Raw genomic sequence first — 19,939 nt, forward strand, 5'->3', positions numbered from 1 at the left:
CCGTGGTCTTAAAGGGTCGCCATGCTTTTCGGCAGCGATTTGCGGGCCTTGGCCCGGGCGTTGAATGACAGGCATGAAGGGGTATAGCTCAGTTGGTAGAGCGGCGGTCTCCAAAACCGCAGGTCGGGGGTTCGAGCCCCTCTGCCCCTGCCACTTTCCTCGATGCGGGACAGCGCAGGCGTGCTCGCAGCGTTTCGGACCGGGAATAATGGGTGGCAACTAATTTCGTTAAACTTCGGTTTCCCTCTTGTGTATTCGGAAATCGGTGTTTATTTAGGGTTCAACAGACACGCGGTGCGTGGGGCTGATAGTTTCAGCTTTACGCGCCGTAATTGCGTGGGCAGTCGATGGCATCCAAATCCAATCCATTAGCGTTTCTGCAGCAGGTTCGCTCCGAGACGTCCAAGGTCACATGGCCGTCGCGCCGCGAGACGATGATCTCGACGGTTATGGTGCTTGTGATGGTGGTTTTCGCTGCGCTGTTTTTCTTTGCCGCTGACCAGCTGATCGGCTGGGCTCTGAGCTTCGTGCTCAATACCGGCAACTGATACGGGTGGAGATGAAAATGGCGGCACGTTGGTACATCGTCCACGCGTATTCGAATTTTGAAAAGAAGGTGGCTGAGGACATTGAGAACAAGGCTCGCCAGAAGGGGCTTGAGCATCTGTTCGAGAAGATCCTTGTGCCGACCGAAAAGGTGGTGGAAGTGCGCCGTGGCCGCAAGGTCGACAGCGAGCGCAAGTTTTTCCCGGGCTATGTTCTCGTTCGCGCCAATCTGACGGACGAAGCCTATCACCTGATCAAGAATACGCCGAAGGTCACGGGTTTCCTCGGCTCTGACAATAAGCCTGTTCCGATTCCGGATTATGAAGCCGAGCGCATTCTCGGTCAGGTCCAGGAAGGCGTCGAGCGGCCGAAGGCATCCATTACTTTCGAGATCGGCGAGCAGGTGCGCGTTTCCGACGGTCCTTTCGCTTCGTTCAACGGCACGGTTCAGGATGTGGACGAAGAGCGTTCGCGCCTGAAGGTGGAAGTGTCGATCTTCGGCCGCGCAACGCCGGTCGAACTGGAATACGCTCAGGTCGAGAAGGTCTGATTGCAGAAACCGGAGGCTGGCCGTTGTGGCCTGTTTCCCGCGGACCTGGTCCGCATCCGCGTGGAAGGTGAGGGGTCTTAGCCGGACCCTAATGATCCGCACCACGCAACCGCAGCCGCCGGAGAGATCCGGCATCACGGGCCGGGCGACCGGCCGTTCATGAAAGGCAGAGAGATATGGCTAAGAAAGTTGCAGGCCAGCTCAAGCTTCAGGTCAAGGCAGGATCGGCAAACCCGTCCCCGCCGATTGGTCCGGCGCTTGGTCAGCGTGGCATTAACATCATGGAATTCTGCAAGGCGTTCAATGCCGCCACGCAGGAAATGGAAAAGGGTATGCCGATCCCGGTCGTCATCACCTATTACCAGGACAAGTCGTTTACCTTCGCGATGAAGCAGCCTCCGGTCAGCTACTGGCTGAAGAAGGAAGCGAAGATCACGTCCGGTTCCAAGACGCCTGGCAAGGGCGCAAAGGCTGGTACCCTCACCAAGGCTCAGATCAAGACGATCGCCGAAGCCAAGATGAAGGACCTGAACGCAGCAGATATCGAAGGTGCAATGGCGATGATCGAGGGCTCTGCCCGCGCCATGGGCCTGGAAGTGGTGGGTTAAGACCATGGCAGGCAAGCGCACTCAGAAGATCAACGAAGGTGTTGATCCGACCAAGCTCTACGCTCTGACGACCGCCATCGGCATGGTCAAGGAACGGGCTGTCGCCAAGTTCGACGAAACCATCGAAGTCTCGATGAACCTCGGCGTTGACCCGCGCCATGCGGACCAGATGGTTCGCGGCGTTGTCAATCTGCCGAACGGCACCGGCCGTACGGTTCGCGTCGCAGTCTTCGCTCGTGGCGCCAAGGCTGACGAAGCCAAGGCTGCCGGTGCTGATATCGTCGGCGCCGAAGACCTCGTCGAAATCGTTCAGGGCGGCAAGATCGAATTCGATCGCTGCATCGCCACCCCCGACATGATGCCGCTCGTCGGCCGTCTCGGTAAGGTTCTCGGCCCCCGCGGCATGATGCCGAACCCGAAGGTCGGCACCGTCACCATGGACGTCGCTGGAGCCGTCAAGGCTTCCAAGGGCGGCGCTGTCGAGTTCCGCGTCGAGAAGGCTGGTATCGTCCATGCCGGTATCGGCAAGGCCTCTTTCGACGCCAAGGCTCTGGAAGAAAACATCCGCGCCTTCGCCGACGCCGTCATCAAGGCGAAGCCGGCTGGCGCCAAGGGCAACTACGTCAAGCGCGTGGCGATTTCCTCGACCATGGGCCCGGGCGTCAAGATCGAAGTCGGCTCGGTCACCGCAGCCCCGACTGCATAAATTTATGGCCGGGCTTCGGCCCGGTGAATGAATTTCCGGCCTCGCAAGGGGCCGGAATATTCCGGAGAAATCCGGAATCCTGTCCGAGATTGCAGGTGGTTTTCCCTTAATCACTTGGCCTGCATGAGACGGGTAAGACCCGAATTGCATGAAGTTCGCTTCTTGGAACTCGGTTCGAGCCTTGGATGCCTTGTGTCTCTTTAGCCTTGATTGGCGCGGGAGCGCGGGGGGACAGGATCCTCAAGCGTCGCTTGGGATCTCTTTTGATCCCGGGAGGCAAAAGGCAACCCGGCGGGCCCGGTTTCGGTCCCGTCAACTGGAGATAGGCAGTGGAAAGAGCGGAAAAGCGCGAATTCGTCACGGAACTGAACGAAGTCTTCAAGGCTTCGGGCTCGGTTGTCGTGGCCCACTATGCTGGTGCTACAGTCGCACAGATGAACGATTTTCGTTCGAAGATGCGCGCTGCTGGCGGCACCGTCAAAGTCGCGAAGAACCGCCTGGCCAAAATTGCCCTTCAGGGTACGGAAGCGGAAGGGATTTCCAATCTCTTCAAGGGTCAGACCCTCATTGCTTATAGCAATGATCCGATCACCGCTCCGAAGGTCGTCATGGATTTCGCCAAGACCAACGACAAGATCGTGGTTCTCGGCGGCGCCATGGGTACGACAACGCTGAACGCCGAAGGTGTCAAGTCGCTTGCGACCCTGCCTTCGCTGGACGAACTGCGTGCGAAGCTGCTGGGCATGATCCAGACTCCGGCTACCCGCATCGCAGGCGTTGTTGCAGCACCGGCAAGCCAGCTTGCTCGTGTGTTCTCGGCCTACGCCAAGAAGGACGAAGCCGCTTAAGGCGGTTTTTCGCTGTACATACTCAACAGTTCGAACCGAACAAAAGGAACTAGAAAATGGCTGATCTCGCAAAGATCGTTGAAGACCTCTCCTCGCTGACCGTTCTGGAAGCTGCAGAACTGTCGAAGCTTCTCGAAGAAAAGTGGGGCGTTTCCGCCGCTGCTCCGGTAGCTGTTGCTGCCGTTGCCGGTGGTGCAGGCGCAGCTGCTCCGGTCGAAGAAGAAAAGACCGAGTTCGACGTCATCCTCACGGATGCCGGCGCCAACAAGATCAACGTCATCAAGGAAGTCCGCGCCATCACCGGCCTCGGCCTCAAGGAAGCCAAGGACCTCGTCGAAGGCGCTCCGAAGGCTGTCAAGGAAGCTGTTTCCAAGGCTGAAGCCGCTGACATCAAGAAGAAGCTGGAAGACGCTGGCGCCAAGGCCGACGTCAAGTAATCTTCGACTGCTTTTGGGAGGCGGTATTTACTGCCTCCCATTTGCCGTTTTTCTGAACGAATTACCCAAAAGCCGCGTCAAAACGGCTTTTGGGTAATGGGTTCTTCAAAAGGATAGTCTCGCGCCGAGAGCAGCACAGCAATCCGAGCTGAGCGTTTTCGGGAGTCGGACGAGATTGAACTACCCATTGATTGACGGGATCGACTGGCCATCGGTTCCCGTCCGTTGCAGGCCCGGGTGCAAGATTTTGAAGGAGCGACGATGGCTCAGACCCTTTCGTTCAACGGTCGCAGGCGCGTACGCAAGTTTTTTGGTAAGATCCCCGAAGTCGCAGAAATGCCGAACCTCATCGAGGTTCAGAAGGCGTCCTACGACCAGTTTCTGATGGTTGAAGAGCCGAAAGGCGGCAGGCCCGACGAGGGCCTGCAGGCCGTTTTCAAGTCGGTTTTCCCGATCACCGATTTTTCCGGCGCTTCGATGCTGGAATTCGTTTCCTATGAGTTCGAGCCGCCGAAGTTCGACGTCGACGAATGCCGCCAGCGCGACCTGACCTATGCCGCGCCGCTGAAGGTGACGTTGCGCCTCATCGTGTTCGATATCGATGAGGATACCGGCGCGAAGTCGATCAAGGACATCAAGGAACAGTCCGTCTACATGGGCGACATGCCGCTCATGACCAACAACGGCACGTTCATCGTCAACGGCACCGAGCGCGTCATCGTCTCCCAGATGCACCGTTCGCCGGGCGTCTTCTTCGACCACGACAAGGGCAAGAGCCATTCGTCTGGCAAGCTGCTTTTTGCGGCCCGCGTCATCCCCTATCGCGGTTCTTGGCTCGATATCGAATTCGACGCCAAGGACATCGTCTACGCCCGTATCGACCGTCGCCGCAAGATTCCGGTGACGTCGCTGCTGATGGCGCTCGGCATGGACGGCGAGGAGATCCTCGACACCTTCTACACGAAGTCGCTCTACAAGCGCGACGGCGAAGGTTGGCGCATTCCCTTTAAGCCGGAAACGCTGAAGGGTGCCAAGGCGATCACCGAGATGGTCGACGCCGACACCGGCGAAGTCGTCGTGGAAGCCGGCAAGAAGCTGACCCCGCGCCTGCTACGCCAGCTGTCCGACAAGGGCCTGAAGGCGCTGAAAGCCGGCGACGACGACCTGTACGGCAACTATCTCGCCGAAGATATCGTCAACTATTCGACGGGTGAGATCTATCTCGAAGCCGGCGACGAAATCGACGAAAAGACGCTCGGCATCATCCTGGCCAATGGTTTCGACGAGATCCCGGTTCTCGGCATCGACCATATCAATGTCGGCGCCTACATCCGCAACACGCTTTCGGCTGACAAGAACGAGAACCGTCAGGACGCTCTGTTCGACATCTACCGCGTCATGCGTCCGGGTGAGCCGCCGACCATGGAATCGGCTGAAGCCATGTTCAACTCGCTGTTCTTCGATGCGGAGCGTTACGACCTCTCCGCCGTCGGCCGCGTCAAGATGAACATGCGTCTCGACCTCTCCGTCGAAGACACCGTCCGCATCCTGCGCAAGGACGACATCCTGGCTGTGGTCAAGATGCTGGTCGAACTGCGCGACGGCAAGGGCGAGATCGACGACATCGACAACCTCGGTAACCGCCGCGTCCGCTCGGTCGGCGAACTGATGGAAAACCAGTACCGTCTCGGCCTGCTCCGCATGGAGCGCGCGATCAAGGAACGCATGTCCTCGATCGAAATCGACACGGTCATGCCGCAGGATCTGATCAACGCCAAGCCGGCGGCTGCCGCCGTCCGCGAATTCTTCGGTTCCTCGCAGCTCTCGCAGTTCATGGACCAAGTGAACCCGCTTTCGGAAATCACCCACAAGCGCCGTCTCTCGGCTCTTGGCCCGGGCGGTCTGACCCGCGAGCGTGCCGGCTTCGAAGTCCGCGACGTTCATCCGACCCACTACGGCCGTATCTGCCCGATCGAAACGCCGGAAGGCCCGAACATCGGTCTCATCAACTCGCTGGCCACCTTCGCACGCGTCAACAAGTACGGTTTCATCGAAAGCCCGTACCGTCGCATCGTCGATGGCAAGGTGACGAACGACGTACTCTACCTCTCCGCCATGGAAGAGGCGAAGTACTACGTCGCCCAGGCCAACGCCGAGATGAACCCTGACGGTTCCTTCGTCGACGAATTCGTCGTCTGCCGTCATGCCGGCGAAGTTATGCTTGCGCCCCGCGACAGCATGAACCTGATGGACGTCTCGCCGAAGCAGGTCGTTTCGGTCGCAGCCGCGCTCATCCCGTTCCTGGAAAACGACGACGCCAACCGCGCGCTCATGGGCTCGAACATGCAGCGTCAGGCCGTGCCTCTGCTGCGCGCCGAAGCCCCGTTCGTCGGCACCGGCATGGAGCCGGTCGTCGCTCGCGACTCCGGCGCTGCCATCGGCGCCCGCCGCGGCGGCGTGGTCGACCAGGTCGACGCGACGCGTATCGTTATCCGCGCTACGGAAGACCTCGAGGCCGGCAAATCCGGCGTCGATATCTACCGTCTGCAGAAGTTCCAGCGTTCGAACCAGAACACCTGCGTCAACCAGCGTCCGCTGGTCACCGTCGGTGACGTGGTCAACCGCGGCGACATTCTCGCCGACGGCCCGTCGACCGATCTCGGCGACCTGGCGCTAGGCCGCAACGCGCTCGTCGCGTTCATGCCCTGGAACGGTTACAACTACGAAGACTCGATCCTGCTCTCCGAGCGCATCGTAGCCGACGACGTGTTCACCTCCATCCACATCGAAGAATTCGAAGTGATGGCGCGCGACACCAAGCTTGGGCCTGGAGGAAATCACCCGCGATATTCCGAACGTTTCGGAAGAAGCGCTGAAGAATCTTGACGAAGCCGGCATCGTCTACATCGGCGCCGAAGTTCAGCCGGGCGATATCCTCGTCGGCAAGATCACGCCGAAGGGCGAAAGCCCGATGACGCCGGAAGAAAAGCTTCTGCGCGCCATCTTCGGCGAAAAGGCCTCCGATGTGCGCGATACCTCCATGCGCATGCCGCCCGGCACCTACGGCACGATCGTTGAAGTTCGCGTCTTCAACCGCCACGGCGTTGAAAAGGACGAGCGCGCGATGGCAATCGAGCGCGAAGAGATCGAGCGTCTGGCAAAGGACCGCGACGACGAGCAGGCGATCCTCGACCGTAACGTCTACGGCCGTCTGATCGACATGCTGCGCGGCCAGGTCTCCATCGCGGGCCCGAAGGGCTTCAAGAAGGGCACCGAGCTGTCGAACGCCGTCGTCTCCGAATATCCCCGCTCGCAGTGGTGGATGTTCGCCGTCGAGGACGAAAAGGTCCAGAGCGAACTCGAAGCGCTTCGGGGCCAGTACGACGAATCCAAGTCGCGCCTTGAACAGCGCTTCATGGACAAGGTCGAGAAGGTCCAGCGCGGCGATGAAATGCCTCCGGGCGTCATGAAGATGGTCAAGGTCTTCGTCGCTGTGAAGCGCAAGATCCAGCCGGGCGACAAGATGGCCGGCCGTCACGGGAACAAGGGCGTGGTCTCGCGCATTGTGCCTGTCGAGGACATGCCGTTCCTCGAAGACGGCACGCATGTCGACGTCGTTCTGAACCCGCTCGGTGTGCCTTCGCGCATGAACGTCGGCCAGATCCTGGAAACGCACCTGGGTTGGGCTTGCGCCGGCATGGGTCGTCAGATCGGCGAATTGATCGAAGCCTACAAGGCGAACGGCAACATCGAGCCGCTGCGCAAGACCATCGGCGACGTCGTCGGTGGAGGTCCGAAGGCCGAGCAGGTCCAGGACTTTGACGATGAGTCGGTTCTGCGTCTCGCCGACCAGTGGAAGCGCGGCGTTTCGATTGCGACACCGGTCTTCGACGGTGCCAATGAAGGCGACGTCAACGACATGCTGCGTCTGGCGGGTCTTAAGGACACCGGCCAGTCGACGCTGTACGATGGCCGTACCGGCGAGCAGTTCGACCGTCAGGTGACCGTGGGCTACATCTACATGCTGAAGCTCAACCACCTGGTCGACGACAAGATCCATGCTCGTTCGATCGGTCCTTACTCGCTCGTGACCCAGCAGCCGCTGGGCGGCAAGGCGCAGTTCGGCGGCCAGCGCTTCGGCGAAATGGAAGTCTGGGCGCTCGAAGCCTACGGCGCGGCCTACACACTGCAGGAAATGCTGACGGTGAAGTCGGACGACGTCGCCGGCCGCACCAAGGTCTACGAAGCCATCGTCCGCGGAGACGACACGTTCGAAGCCGGTATTCCGGAAAGCTTCAACGTTCTCGTCAAGGAAATGCGCTCGCTGGGCCTCAGCGTTGAGCTTGAGAACACCAAGCTTGACGAAGCGCAGGCGACCCAGCTGCCCGACGCGGCCGAATAAAGACTTGATAGGGCGTGCGCTGCCAAATGTGGCGCACGCCGGTCCCGCCGGCCACCGTATCCGTGTGGCCCGGAAGGGAAGTTTCGCCGCATCTTGCGGTTATTCTCGTTTAGGCGAGGGAGGCGGCTCCCGGGAAATTGCCGCCGACCATCGCATTTTGAGGGCGCTTTAGCCCATGAAGGAGACAGGCATGAACCAAGAGGTCATGAATCTTTTCAATCCGCAGGTGCCTGCACAGAATTTCGATTCCATTCGGATTTCGATCGCGTCTCCGGAGAAGATCCTCTCCTGGTCCTACGGTGAGATCAAGAAGCCGGAAACCATCAACTACCGCACGTTCAAGCCGGAACGCGACGGTCTGTTCTGCGCACGCATCTTTGGCCCGATCAAGGACTACGAATGCTTGTGCGGCAAGTACAAGCGCATGAAGTACAAGGGCATCATCTGCGAAAAGTGCGGCGTCGAAGTCACGCTGTCGCGCGTTCGCCGTGAGCGCATGGGCCATATCGAGCTCGCCGCTCCCGTTGCCCACATCTGGTTCCTGAAGTCGCTGCCCTCACGCATTTCGACGCTGCTCGACATGACGCTGAAGGATGTCGAACGCGTTCTCTATTTCGAAAACTACATCGTCACCGAGCCGGGCTTGACCGCGCTCAAGGAGCATCAGCTCCTGACGGAAGAAGAGTACATGCTCGCCGTCGACGAATACGGCGAAGACCAGTTCACGGCCATGATCGGTGCGGAAGCCATCTACGAGATGCTCGCATCGATGAACCTCGAAAAGATCGCTGGCGATCTGCGCTCCGAGCTTGCCGACACCACGTCGGATCTCAAGCAGAAGAAGCTGATGAAGCGCCTGAAGATCGTCGAGAACTTCATGGAATCCGGCAACCGCCCGGAATGGATGATCATGAAGGTCGTTCCGGTCATCCCGCCGGATCTGCGCCCGCTGGTTCCGCTCGACGGCGGCCGTTTCGCGACGTCGGATCTCAACGATCTCTACCGCCGCGTCATCAACCGTAACAACCGTCTGAAGCGCCTCATCGAACTGCGCGCCCCGGGCATCATCATCCGCAACGAAAAGCGCATGCTGCAGGAATCTGTCGATGCGCTGTTCGACAACGGCCGCCGCGGCCGCGTCATCACCGGCGCCAACAAGCGTCCGCTGAAGTCGCTGTCCGACATGCTGAAGGGCAAGCAGGGCCGCTTCCGTCAGAACCTGCTCGGCAAGCGCGTCGACTATTCCGGCCGTTCGGTCATCGTCACCGGTCCGGAACTGAAGCTGCATCAGTGCGGTCTTCCGAAGAAGATGGCGCTCGAACTCTTCAAGCCGTTTATCTATGCCCGCCTCGACGCCAAGGGTTACTCCTCGACGGTCAAGCAGGCCAAGAAGCTGGTCGAAAAGGAAAAGCCTGAGGTTTGGGATATCCTCGACGAGGTCATCCGCGAACATCCGGTTCTGCTGAACCGCGCGCCGACTCTGCACCGCCTGGGCATCCAGGCCTTCGAACCCACCCTGGTCGAAGGCAAGGCGATCCAGCTGCACCCGCTCGTCTGCACGGCCTTCAACGCCGACTTCGACGGTGACCAGATGGCTGTTCACGTGCCGCTGTCGCTCGAAGCCCAGCTCGAAGCTCGCGTGCTGATGATGTCTACCAACAACATTCTGCACCCGGCCAACGGCGCGCCGATCATCGTTCCCTCGCAGGACATGGTTCTCGGCCTCTACTATCTGTCGATCCTGAACCAGAACGAGCCGGGCGAAGGCATGGCCTTCTCCGATCTCGGCGAGCTGCATCACGCGCTGGAAAACAAGGTCGTGACGCTGCACACCAAGATCCGCGGCCGTTTCAAGTCGATCGGCGAGGATGGCAAGCCTTACTCGAAGATCTATGAGACGACGCCTGGCCGTCTGCTCATCGGCGAACTGCTGCCGAAGAACGGTAAGGTGCCCTTCGACATCTGCAACCAGGAAATGACCAAGAAGAACATCTCCAAGATGATCGACACGGTCTACCGCCATTGCGGCCAGAAGGACACGGTCATCTTCTGCGACCGCATCATGCAGCTGGGCTTCGCCCATGCCTGCCGCGCCGGCATTTCGTTCGGCAAGGACGACATGGTCATTCCGGAAACCAAGGCAAAGATCGTTGGTGACACCGAAAACCTGGTCAAGGAATACGAGCAGCAGTATAACGACGGTCTGATCACCCAGGGCGAAAAGTACAACAAGGTCGTTGACGCCTGGGGCAAGGCAACCGAGAAGGTCGCTGAAGACATGATGGCCCGTATTAAGGCTGTCGAGTTCGATCCGAACACTGGCCGCCAGAAGCCGATGAACGCCATCTACATGATGTCGCATTCCGGCGCCCGCGGTTCTCCGAACCAGATGCGCCAGCTGGGCGGCATGCGCGGCCTCATGGCCAAGCCGTCGGGCGAAATCATCGAGACGCCGATCATCTCGAACTTCAAGGAAGGCCTGACCGTCAACGAGTACTTCAACTCGACGCACGGCGCCCGTAAGGGCCTGGCAGACACCGCCTTGAAGACCGCAAACTCCGGTTACCTGACCCGCCGTCTCGTGGACGTCGCGCAGGATTGCATCGTCACGCATGTCGACTGCGGTACCGAAACCGGTCTGACCATGACGGCCATCGTCGATGCCGGTCAGGTCGTCGCCTCGCTCGGCGCCCGTATCCTCGGCCGAACGGCGCTCGACGACATCGATCATCCGGTTACGGGTGAGCGCATTGTCGATGCCGGCAAGATGATCCTCGAGCCTGACGTTGTCGAGATCGAGAAGGCCGGTATCCAGTCGATCCGCATCCGCTCGGCGCTGACCTGCGAAATCCAGACGGGCGTCTGCTCGGTCTGCTACGGCCGCGACCTCGCGCGCGGTACGCCTGTTAACATGGGCGAAGCAGTCGGCGTCATCGCCGCTCAGTCGATCGGCGAGCCGGGCACCCAGCTCACCATGCGTACCTTCCACCTTGGCGGTACGGCGACCGTGGTCGACCAGTCGTTCCTGGAAGCCTCGTACGAAGGTACGGTGCAGATCAAGAACCGCAACCTACTGCGCAACTCCGAAGGCAGCCTCGTTGCCATGGGCCGCAACATGACCGTCCAGATCCTGGACGAGCGTGGCGTGGAACGCTCTTCGCAGCGCGTCGCCTACGGTTCGAAGCTGCATGTCGATGAAGGTGACAAGGTCAAGCGCGGCCAGCGTCTGGCTGAGTGGGATCCCTATACCCGTCCGATGATGACGGAAGTTGCCGGTACGGTTCAGTTCGAAGACCTCGTCGATGGTCTTTCGGTTCTGGAAGCGACTGACGAATCCACCGGCATCACCAAGCGTCAGGTCATCGACTGGCGTTCGACGCCGCGCGGCTCGGACCTCAAGCCGGCGATCGTCATCAAGGACGCCAGCGGCAATGTCGCGAAGCTGTCGCGCGGTGGTGACGCCCGCTTCCTGCTCTCGGTCGACGCCATTCTGTCGGTCGAGCCGGGCACGAAGGTCTCCCAGGGTGACGTTCTCGCCCGTTCGCCGCTCGAAAGCGCCAAGACGAAGGACATCACCGGCGGTCTGCCGCGTGTTGCCGAACTGTTCGAAGCCCGCCGTCCGAAGGATCACGCCATCATCGCTGAGATCGATGGTACGATCCGCCTCGGCCGCGACTACAAGAACAAGCGTCGCGTCATCATCGAGCCGGCGGAAGACGGTGTCGAGCCTGTCGAATACCTGATCCCGAAGGGCAAGCCCTTCCACCTTCAGGACGGCGACTATATCGAAAAGGGTGATTACATCCTCGACGGTAATCCGGCTCCGCACGACATCCTGGCGATCAAGGGCGTGGAGGCTCTGGCTTCCTACCTCGTCAACGAAATCCAGGAAGTCTATCGTCTGCAGGGCGTCGTCATCAACGACAAGCACATCGAAGTGATCGTCCGTCAGATGCTGCAGAAGGTGGAAATCACCGATGCCGGCGACTCGACCTACATCGTCGGCGACAACGTCGACCGGATCGAGCTCGAGGACGTCAACGACCACCTGATCGAACAGGGCAAGAAGCCCGCCCATGGCGATCCGGTTCTGCTCGGCATCACCAAGGCGTCGCTGCAGACCCCGTCCTTCATCTCGGCCGCGTCCTTCCAGGAAACGACCAAGGTGCTGACGGAAGCTGCAATCGCCGGCAAGACCGACGGCCTGCAGGGCCTGAAGGAAAACGTCATCGTCGGCCGTCTCATCCCGGCTGGTACCGGCGGCACCATGACCCAGATCCGTCGCATCGCCACGTCGCGCGACGAGCTGATCCTTGAAGAACGCCGCAAGGGCACTGGGGCAGCCGTCGCCACCCCGATGCTGCAGGACATGGCCGAAAACGCCCCGGCTGCGGAATAATCCGCAGCCGACGTTCACGAATTGAAAAACCGCCCGGAGCGATCCGGGCGGTTTTCGTTTCTGCTATTTTCTGATTGACCGGGGGAGGGAGGACGCTGCGTCGTTGCGGGCTGCGCCGCCGCTGCCGGCAGTTTCCTCAGTTGAACCGGATGATCGCGACCTCGCCGTCGACCGCACCCTGATAGGCCGAGGCATGCGGCTCTTCGGCCGGAATTTCGGTGAGCATGCCGATCTGGTCGAGATCGGCCTCGATGAAGCCCTCTTCTGCAAGAGCGTTCAAGGCCTCGCGCACGGCGGTGTCGTCGTCTGGTGCCTTCAGCAGGATGTGCAGATCGATGCCTTCGCTGGCGTCGGACTCATAGCCTTTGCCAATGATGATGAAGATCATCGGCCCGTCGAAATTATTGTCATTGTCAGGTGTCGTGATCATCGCCTGTCCTTCGCCTCTTCGATTCGATCGCTCGAATCCTGCTGTGAGGGCTTAACGCCGCAATTGCCGATTCCTTAACTGCTTTTGCGGCAATGCCCAAGTTTTTATCTTGGCGCAGCGCGATGAATTCGTCTACGGGGGTGAAAACAGGGCGTTCGGCCCGCATATCAAGGCGATGCGGCCAAGTTTATTTCTTAACCGGCCTTGACGAGACGGGTGGAAACCAGTAGTACCCCGGCCATCAGATCCCATGTGAGGCTTGGCTATTCGGGGCGACGCGCCCTGGAGTTCACCTCAAACAAGGTTCTAAACGCACGTTGAAGTCATGATGCTGCACGCATGACGCATGATTTTATGCGTCCTCTGCTCCTTGTGGTCCATCTGCGGAAGCGGATCGGGCCATATTTTGCGCATTGACGGAATGCGTGCGTTATTGCCGGAGACGGCGCGAGTTCAAGCCCGCAAGGGTACTGAGATAAAACGTAAGGGATGGTTGAATGCCTACCGTAAACCAGCTGATCCGCAAGCCTCGCCAGGCGAACGTAAAGCGTAATAAGGTTCCCGCTCTCCAGGAGAACCCGCAGAAGCGCGGCGTCTGCACGCGCGTCTACACGACCACGCCGAAGAAGCCGAACTCGGCTCTGCGTAAGGTCGCAAAGATCCGCCTGACCAACGGCTTCGAAGTCATTGGTTACATCCCCGGCGAAGGTCACAACCTTCAGGAACACTCTGTCGTCATGATCCGTGGCGGCCGCGTCAAGGACCTTCCGGGTGTCCGTTACCACATCATCCGCGGCGTTCTCGATACCCAGGGTGTCAAGAACCGCAAGCAGCGTCGCTCCAAGTACGGTGCGAAGCGTCCGAAGTAATTCGGGTTTTGAATAATCCGGCGCTGCGCGAGGTCCTCCGCGTGATGAAGCGCCTTAACGGTTGAAGAGACGAAAAGTATGTCCAGACGTCATAAAGCAGAAAAGCGCGAGATCAATCCGGATCCGAAGTTCGGTGACCTCGTCGTGACCAAGTTCATGAATGCCATCATGCTCGATGGTAAGAAGTCCGTTGCTGAAAACATCGTCTACGGTGCGTTCGACGCCGTCCAGGGCAAGTCCAAGCAGGAGCCGCTCACGGTTTTCCATTCTGCGCTCGACAACATTGCCCCGCACGTTGAAGTCCGCTCGCGCCGCGTCGGTGGTGCGACCTACCAGGTTCCGGTGGATGTCCGTCCGGAGCGCCGCCAGGCCCTCGCCATTCGCTGGCTGATTGCTGCTGCCCGCAAGCGCAACGAAACCACCATGATCGACCGTCTCTCCGGCGAACTGCTCGATGCGTCCAACAACCGCGGGTCCGCCGTCAAGAAGCGCGAAGACACGCACAAGATGGCTGACGCCAACCGCGCGTTCTCGCACTATCGCTGGTAATTCCGAACGGTATCGAAAGGCAGTCCACAATGGCTCGCGAATATAAGATCGAAGACTACCGCAATTTCGGTATCATGGCGCATATCGACGCCGGCAAGACCACGACCACCGAGCGTATCCTTTACTACACCGGCAAGTCGCACAAGATCGGCGAAGTCCACGACGGCGCAGCCACCATGGACTGGATGGAGCAGGAGCAGGAGCGCGGCATCACGATCACGTCCGCTGCCACCACGACCTTCTGGAAGGGCCGTGACGGCAAGATGCGCCGCTTCAACATCATCGACACTCCCGGCCACGTCGACTTCACCATCGAAGTCGAGCGTTCGCTGCGCGTTCTCGACGGCGCCATCGCGCTGCTCGACGCCAACGCCGGCGTTGAGCCGCAGACGGAAACCGTCTGGCGTCAGGCTGAGAAGTACAATGTTCCGCGCATGATCTTCTGCAACAAGATGGACAAGACCGGCGCTGACTTCTACCGTTCCGTCGAGATGATCAAGACCCGTCTCGGCGCGACCGCTGTCGTCATGCAGCTGCCGATTGGCGCTGAAAGCGACTTCAAGGGCGTCGTCGACCTCGTTGAGATGAACGCTCTGATCTGGCGCGACGAATCGCTCGGCGCCCAGTGGGACGTCGTCGAAATCCCCGATGACCTGAAGGCCAAGGCCGAAGAATATCGCGAAAAGCTGATCGAGACGGTTGTCGAGATCGACGAAGCTGCGATGGAAGCCTATCTCGAAGGCAACATGCCCGACAACGATAAGATCCGCGAACTCGTTCGCCGCGGCACCATCGACGTCAAGTTCCATCCGATGTTCTGCGGCACCGCCTTCAAGAACAAGGGCGTTCAGCCGTTGCTTGACGCCGTCGTCGACTACCTTCCGTCGCCGCTCGACATTCCGGCGATCAAGGGCATCGACTTCAAGACCGAAGCAGACATCGAGCGTCATGCAGACGACGCCGAGCCGCTTTCGATGCTGGCGTTCAAGATCATGAACGACCCCTTCGTCGGTTCGCTCACCTTCGCACGCATCTATTCCGGCAAGCTCGAGAAGGGCTCTTCGGTTCTGAACACGGTCAAGGACAAGCGAGAGCGCGTCGGCCGTATGCTTCAGATGCACTCCAACTCGCGTGAAGACATCGAAGAAGCCTTCGCAGGCGACATCGTTGCTCTCGCAGGCCTCAAGGAAACCACCACTGGCGATACGCTCTGCGATCCGCTGAAGCCGGTTATCCTCGAGCGCATGGAATTCCCGGAGCCGGTCATCCAGATCGCCATCGAGCCGAAGTCCAAGGGCGACCAGGAAAAGATGGGCCTCGCGCTCAACCGCTTGGCAGCCGAAGACCCGTCCTTCCGCGTGAAGACGGATCAGGAATCCGGCCAGACGATCATCGCCGGCATGGGCGAACTGCACCTCGACATCATCGTCGACCGTATGCGTCGCGAGTTCAAGGTCGAAGCAAACGTCGGTGCGCCGCAGGTTGCTTATCGCGAAACGATCACGCGCCAGACCGAAGAAGACTACACGCACAAGAAGCAGACCGGTGGTACCGGCCAGTTCGCGCGCGTCAAGATCATCTTCGAACCGAACCCGGAAGGCGAAGACTTCAAGTTCGAATCCAAGATCGTCGGCGGTGCTGTTCCGAAGGAATACGTCCCGGGCGTTCAGAAGGGCATCGAAAGCGTTCTGTCTTCCGGTCCGCTGGCTGGCTTCCCGATGCTCGGTGTCAAGGCAACGCTCATCGACGGCGCCTTCCATGACGTCGACTCCTCGGTCCTGGCGTTCGAAATTGCTTCTCGCGCTTGCTTCCGTGAAGCAGCCAAGAAGGCCGGCGCTCAGCTCCTCGAGCCGATGATGAAGGTCGAAGTCGTCACCCCCGAAGATTACGTCGGTGACGTTATCGGTGACCTCAACTCCCGCCGTGGCCAGATCCAGGGTCAGGAAAGCCGTGGTATTGCGGTTGTCATCAGCGCCAACGTTCCGCTGGCGAACATGTTCAAGTACGTCGACAACCTGCGCTCCATGTCGCAGGGCCGTGCTCAGTACACGATGACCTTCGATCACTACGCGCCGGTCCCGTCGAACGTCGCAACCGAAATCCAGGCAAAGTATTCCGGTCAGAAGTGACCGGAATACCAATTGACCGATAACAAGAATTAGATCCCTTCGGGGACTAGCAAAACGGAGAGCCGAAAATGGCAAAGAGTAAGTTTGAGCGCAACAAGCCGCACGTCAACATTGGCACGATCGGCCACGTTGACCACGGCAAGACGTCTCTGACGGCAGCGATCACGAAGTACTTCGGTGAGTTCAAGGCGTATGACCAGATCGACGCTGCTCCGGAAGAAAAGGCACGCGGCATCACCATTTCGACGGCTCACGTCGAATACGAGACGCCGAACCGCCACTACGCGCACGTCGACTGCCCCGGCCACGCTGACTATGTGAAGAACATGATCACCGGTGCCGCCCAGATGGACGGCGCGATCCTGGTTTGCTCGGCAGCTGACGGCCCGATGCCGCAGACGCGCGAACACATCCTGCTCGCCCGCCAGGTTGGCGTTCCGGCGATCGTTGTGTTCCTGAACAAGGTCGACCAGGTTGACGACGCCGAGCTTCTCGAGCTGGTCGAGCTGGAAGTTCGCGAGCTTCTGTCGTCCTACGACTTCCCGGGCGACGACATTCCGGTTGTCAAGGGTTCGGCACTTGCTGCACTCGAAGACTCCGACAAGAAGATCGGCGAAGACGCGATCCGCGAACTGATGGCAGCGGTTGACGCCTACATCCCGACGCCTGAGCGTCCGATCGACCAGCCGTTCCTGATGCCGATCGAAGACGTGTTCTCGATCTCGGGCCGTGGTACTGTGGTGACCGGCCGCGTCGAGCGTGGCATCGTCAAGGTTGGTGAAGAAGTCGAGATCGTCGGCATCCGTCCGACCTCGAAGACGACGGTGACCGGCGTTGAAATGTTCCGCAAGCTGCTCGACCAGGGCCAGGCTGGCGACAACATCGGCGCACTGGTTCGCGGTGTGAACCGTGACGGCGTCGAGCGTGGTCAGATCCTGTGCAAGCCGGGCTCTGTCAAGCCGCACAAGAAGTTCATGGCTGAAGCCTACATCCTGACGAAGGAAGAGGGCGGCCGTCATACGCCGTTCTTCACCAACTACCGTCCGCAGTTCTACTTCCGCACGACGGACGTGACCGGCATCGTCACGCTGCCGGAAGGCACGGAAATGGTTATGCCTGGCGATAACGTCACGGTTGCCGTCGAGCTGATCGTTCCGATCGCGATGGAAGAAAAGCTGCGCTTCGCCATCCGCGAAGGCGGCCGCACCGTCGGCGCCGGTATCGTCGCGAGCATCGTCGAGTAGTTCTCTCGGCCGCTCCAGCGGGGCGGCCGATCGATGACAATATTATGATGCAAGCGGTGCAAGCCGCTTGCTTATTACACAGAAATGTAGCAAATGGCGCGCGAGCGCGATTTGCGCACTGCTTTGGATAACGAAGCGGCGACTAAACAAACAATAAGGTGGGCTAAAAAGGCCCTGAAGACTGGATAGGGACGCCGTTTCGGCGCCCTCTCGATCTTTGAAACCGGTGGTCCGCCTTAGGAAGAAAGAACAACCCGTGTCTTGCCTAGAGACATGTGGAAAACAAACACAAGGATAACGTCGAATGAACGGCCAAAATATCCGCATTCGCCTGAAGGCGTTCGATCACCGGATTCTCGATGCTTCTACGCGCGAGATCGTGTCGACGGCGAAGCGCACCGGTGCAAGCGTCCGGGGCCCCGTTCCGCTTCCGACCCGCATCGAGAAGTTTACGGTCAACCGGTCCCCGCACATCGACAAGAAGAGCCGCGAACAGTTCGAGATGCGCACGCATAAGCGCCTGCTCGACATCGTAGACCCGACCCCGCAGACGGTAGACGCGCTGATGAAGCTCGATCTCGCCGCCGGTGTCGATGTTGAGATCAAGCTCTGAGCTTGCTCGAGCTGAGTTGGAAGGATTGAACCGATGCGTTCAGGTGTGATTGCACAGAAGGTGGGAATGACCCGCGTCTACAACGACGCCGGCGAGCATGTCCCGGTAACGGTACTGCGTATGGACGGCTGCCAGGTCGTTGCCACGCGCACTGTCGAAAAGAATGGCTATACCGCAGTTCAGCTCGGTGCCGGCCAGGCTAAGGTGAAGAACACGTCGAAGGCGATGCGCGGCAATTTTGCCGTTGCCAACGTCGAGCCGAAGGCCAAGCTGCAGGAGTTCCGCGTGTCGGAAGACAACCTGCTCGAGATCGGCACGGAGCTCAAGGCAGGTCACTTTGCTGCCGGTCAGCTCGTCGACGTGACGGGCACGACGATCGGTAAGGGTTTTGCCGGCGCCATGAAGCGCCACGGTTTCGGCGGTCTGCGCGCCACGCACGGTGTGTCGGTTTCGCACCGTTCGCACGGTTCGACCGGTTCGCGCCAGGATCCGGGCAAGGTTTTCAAGAACAAGAAGATGGCTGGTCACATGGGCCAGACGCGCGTCACGACGCAGAACCTGGAAGTGGTTTCGACCGACGAAGATCGCGGTCTGATCCTGATCAAGGGTGCTGTTCCCGGTTCCAAGGGTGCCTGGATCATCGTGCGCGACGCCGTCAAGTCGGCCGCGAAGTAAGGGAGCCAGATCAATGGAATTGAACGTCAAGACCCTCGAGGGAAAAGACGCCGGGAAGGTTTCCCTTTCGGACGAGATTTTCGGCCTCGAGCCCCGCGAAGACATTCTCGCTCGCGTCATCCGCTGGCAGCTTGCCAAGAAGCAGCAGGGCACGCACAAGGCAAAGGGCCGCGCTGAAGTTTCGCGCACCGGCGCCAAGATGTACAAGCAGAAGGGTACGGGCCGCGCCCGCCACCATTCGGCTCGCGCTCCGCAGTTCCGCGGCGGCGGCAAGGCCCATGGCCCGGTCGTACGCAGCCACGAGCACGACCTTCCGAAAAAGGTCCGCGCGCTCGGCCTTCGCCACGCCCTTTCGGCCAAGATCAAGGCCGATGACGTCATCGTCATCGACAACCTGGTTGCCGCCGAAGCCAAGACCAAGGCTCTCGCGTCCGTTTTCGAGACGCTCGGCCTGACCAACGCCCTCTTCATCGGCGGCGCAGAGCTTGATGGCAACTTCAAGCTCGCAGCTCAGAACATCCCGAACATCGATGTTCTGCCGATCCAGGGCATCAACGTTTACGACATCGTGCGCCGCGGCAAGCTCGTGCTTTCCAAGGCTGCGGTTGAAGCGCTAGAGGAGCGATTCAAGTGACCGATCTTCGCCACTACGATGTGATCGTCTCTCCGGCGATCACCGAAAAGTCCACGCTGGTATCCGAAAACAACCAGGTTGTTTTCAATGTCGCCAAGCAGGCGACGAAACCGGAAATCAAGGCTGCTGTCGAGGCGCTGTTCGGCGTCAAGGTCACGGCTGTCAACACTCTGCTGCGCAAGGGCAAGACCAAGCGGTTCCGCGGTTTCGTCGGCAAGCAGAAGGACGTGAAGAAGGCTGTCGTGACGTTGGCTGAAGGCCAGACGATCGACGTCTCCACCGGTCTCTGAGGAATAAGAA

At 59.8% G+C, this 19,939-nt stretch carries 16 protein-coding genes, 1 tRNA gene and 1 pseudogene; 17 read left to right on the plus strand and 1 reads right to left on the minus strand.

Translation table 11 applies throughout. The features are described 5' to 3' along the window. Positions 1–77: 77 nt before the first annotated feature. From NE852_RS08395 to rpoC, 9 genes and pseudogenes are all read left to right on the plus strand, one after another. Positions 78–153: transfer RNA gene (locus NE852_RS08395), tRNA-Trp, on the plus strand. Positions 154–347: 194 nt separating this feature from the next. Then, entirely contained in the window at positions 348–548 is a 201-nt protein-coding gene (gene secE / locus NE852_RS08400; protein ID WP_008521417.1) for a preprotein translocase subunit SecE, read from the plus strand. 17 nt (positions 549–565) lie between these two features. Further along, the gene (nusG, locus tag NE852_RS08405) at positions 566–1,096 is read left to right on the plus strand and encodes a transcription termination/antitermination protein NusG (protein ID WP_004669067.1); all 531 of its coding nucleotides are present in this window, start codon (positions 566–568) and stop codon (positions 1,094–1,096) included. A gap of 176 nt (positions 1,097–1,272) precedes the next feature. Then, positions 1,273–1,704: a 50S ribosomal protein L11 gene (gene rplK / locus NE852_RS08410; protein WP_009985507.1), complete on the plus strand. Its 432-nt coding sequence runs from the start codon at positions 1,273–1,275 to the stop codon at positions 1,702–1,704. 4 nt (positions 1,705–1,708) lie between these two features. Further along, positions 1,709–2,410 (plus strand): 50S ribosomal protein L1, encoded by a 702-nt coding sequence (gene rplA / locus NE852_RS08415; protein ID WP_008521412.1) that lies wholly within the window; start codon positions 1,709–1,711, stop codon positions 2,408–2,410. Positions 2,411–2,739: 329 nt separating this feature from the next. Beyond that, entirely contained in the window at positions 2,740–3,258 is a 519-nt protein-coding gene (gene rplJ, locus NE852_RS08420; RefSeq protein ID WP_008521410.1) for a 50S ribosomal protein L10, read from the plus strand. Positions 3,259–3,314: 56 nt separating this feature from the next. After that, positions 3,315–3,695, plus strand: a complete 381-nt coding sequence (rplL, locus tag NE852_RS08425) for a 50S ribosomal protein L7/L12 (protein ID WP_008521408.1) — start codon at positions 3,315–3,317, stop codon at positions 3,693–3,695. Between the two features lie 261 nt (positions 3,696–3,956). Beyond that, positions 3,957–8,097: pseudogene (rpoB, locus tag NE852_RS08430) on the plus strand (DNA-directed RNA polymerase subunit beta). 190 nt (positions 8,098–8,287) lie between these two features. Then, positions 8,288–12,496 carry a DNA-directed RNA polymerase subunit beta' gene (gene rpoC, locus NE852_RS08435; RefSeq protein WP_258156399.1) on the plus strand — a complete coding sequence of 1,403 codons (4,209 nt, stop codon included), beginning with the start codon at positions 8,288–8,290 and terminating at the stop codon, positions 12,494–12,496. 136 nt (positions 12,497–12,632) lie between these two features. Here rpoC and NE852_RS08440 read toward each other — a convergent pair whose 3' ends face one another. Further along, positions 12,633–12,926 (minus strand): hypothetical protein, encoded by a 294-nt coding sequence (locus NE852_RS08440; RefSeq protein WP_008521380.1) that lies wholly within the window; start codon positions 12,924–12,926, stop codon positions 12,633–12,635. 497 nt (positions 12,927–13,423) lie between these two features. On the opposite strand from NE852_RS08440, the gene rpsL reads away from it, so the two are divergent. The 8 genes from rpsL to NE852_RS08480 all read left to right on the plus strand — a co-directional run bounded on the left by rpsL (position 13,424) and on the right by NE852_RS08480 (position 19,929). Then, the gene (gene rpsL, locus NE852_RS08445; protein WP_003547537.1) at positions 13,424–13,795 is read left to right on the plus strand and encodes a 30S ribosomal protein S12; all 372 of its coding nucleotides are present in this window, start codon (positions 13,424–13,426) and stop codon (positions 13,793–13,795) included. Between the two features lie 78 nt (positions 13,796–13,873). Beyond that, positions 13,874–14,344 (plus strand): 30S ribosomal protein S7, encoded by a 471-nt coding sequence (rpsG, locus tag NE852_RS08450; RefSeq protein WP_008521364.1) that lies wholly within the window; start codon positions 13,874–13,876, stop codon positions 14,342–14,344. 29 nt (positions 14,345–14,373) lie between these two features. Further along, the gene (fusA, locus tag NE852_RS08455) at positions 14,374–16,473 is read left to right on the plus strand and encodes an elongation factor G (RefSeq protein ID WP_008521362.1); all 2,100 of its coding nucleotides are present in this window, start codon (positions 14,374–14,376) and stop codon (positions 16,471–16,473) included. 68 nt (positions 16,474–16,541) lie between these two features. After that, complete coding sequence (gene tuf / locus NE852_RS08460; protein WP_126924401.1) at positions 16,542–17,717, plus strand: elongation factor Tu; 1,176 nt, start codon at positions 16,542–16,544, stop codon at positions 17,715–17,717. Positions 17,718–18,021: 304 nt separating this feature from the next. Further along, on the plus strand, positions 18,022–18,330 hold the full coding sequence (gene rpsJ / locus NE852_RS08465; protein WP_003547547.1) for a 30S ribosomal protein S10: 309 nt from the start codon (positions 18,022–18,024) through the stop codon (positions 18,328–18,330). Between the two features lie 33 nt (positions 18,331–18,363). Then, positions 18,364–19,005, plus strand: coding sequence for a 50S ribosomal protein L3 (rplC, locus tag NE852_RS08470; protein WP_008521348.1), 642 nt, complete (start codon positions 18,364–18,366; stop codon positions 19,003–19,005). Positions 19,006–19,018: 13 nt separating this feature from the next. Next, positions 19,019–19,639, plus strand: a complete 621-nt coding sequence (gene rplD, locus NE852_RS08475; RefSeq protein WP_010028977.1) for a 50S ribosomal protein L4 — start codon at positions 19,019–19,021, stop codon at positions 19,637–19,639. Further along, positions 19,636–19,929 (plus strand): 50S ribosomal protein L23, encoded by a 294-nt coding sequence (locus NE852_RS08480; RefSeq protein ID WP_003547550.1) that lies wholly within the window; start codon positions 19,636–19,638, stop codon positions 19,927–19,929. Before rplD ends, NE852_RS08480 begins: the two co-directional genes overlap by 4 nt. The last annotated feature ends 10 nt before the right edge of the window (positions 19,930–19,939 follow it).

Origin of the sequence: Rhizobium sp. Pop5 (genome assembly GCF_024721175.1) — a bacterium.
Lineage (GTDB): Bacteria > Pseudomonadota > Alphaproteobacteria > Rhizobiales > Rhizobiaceae > Rhizobium.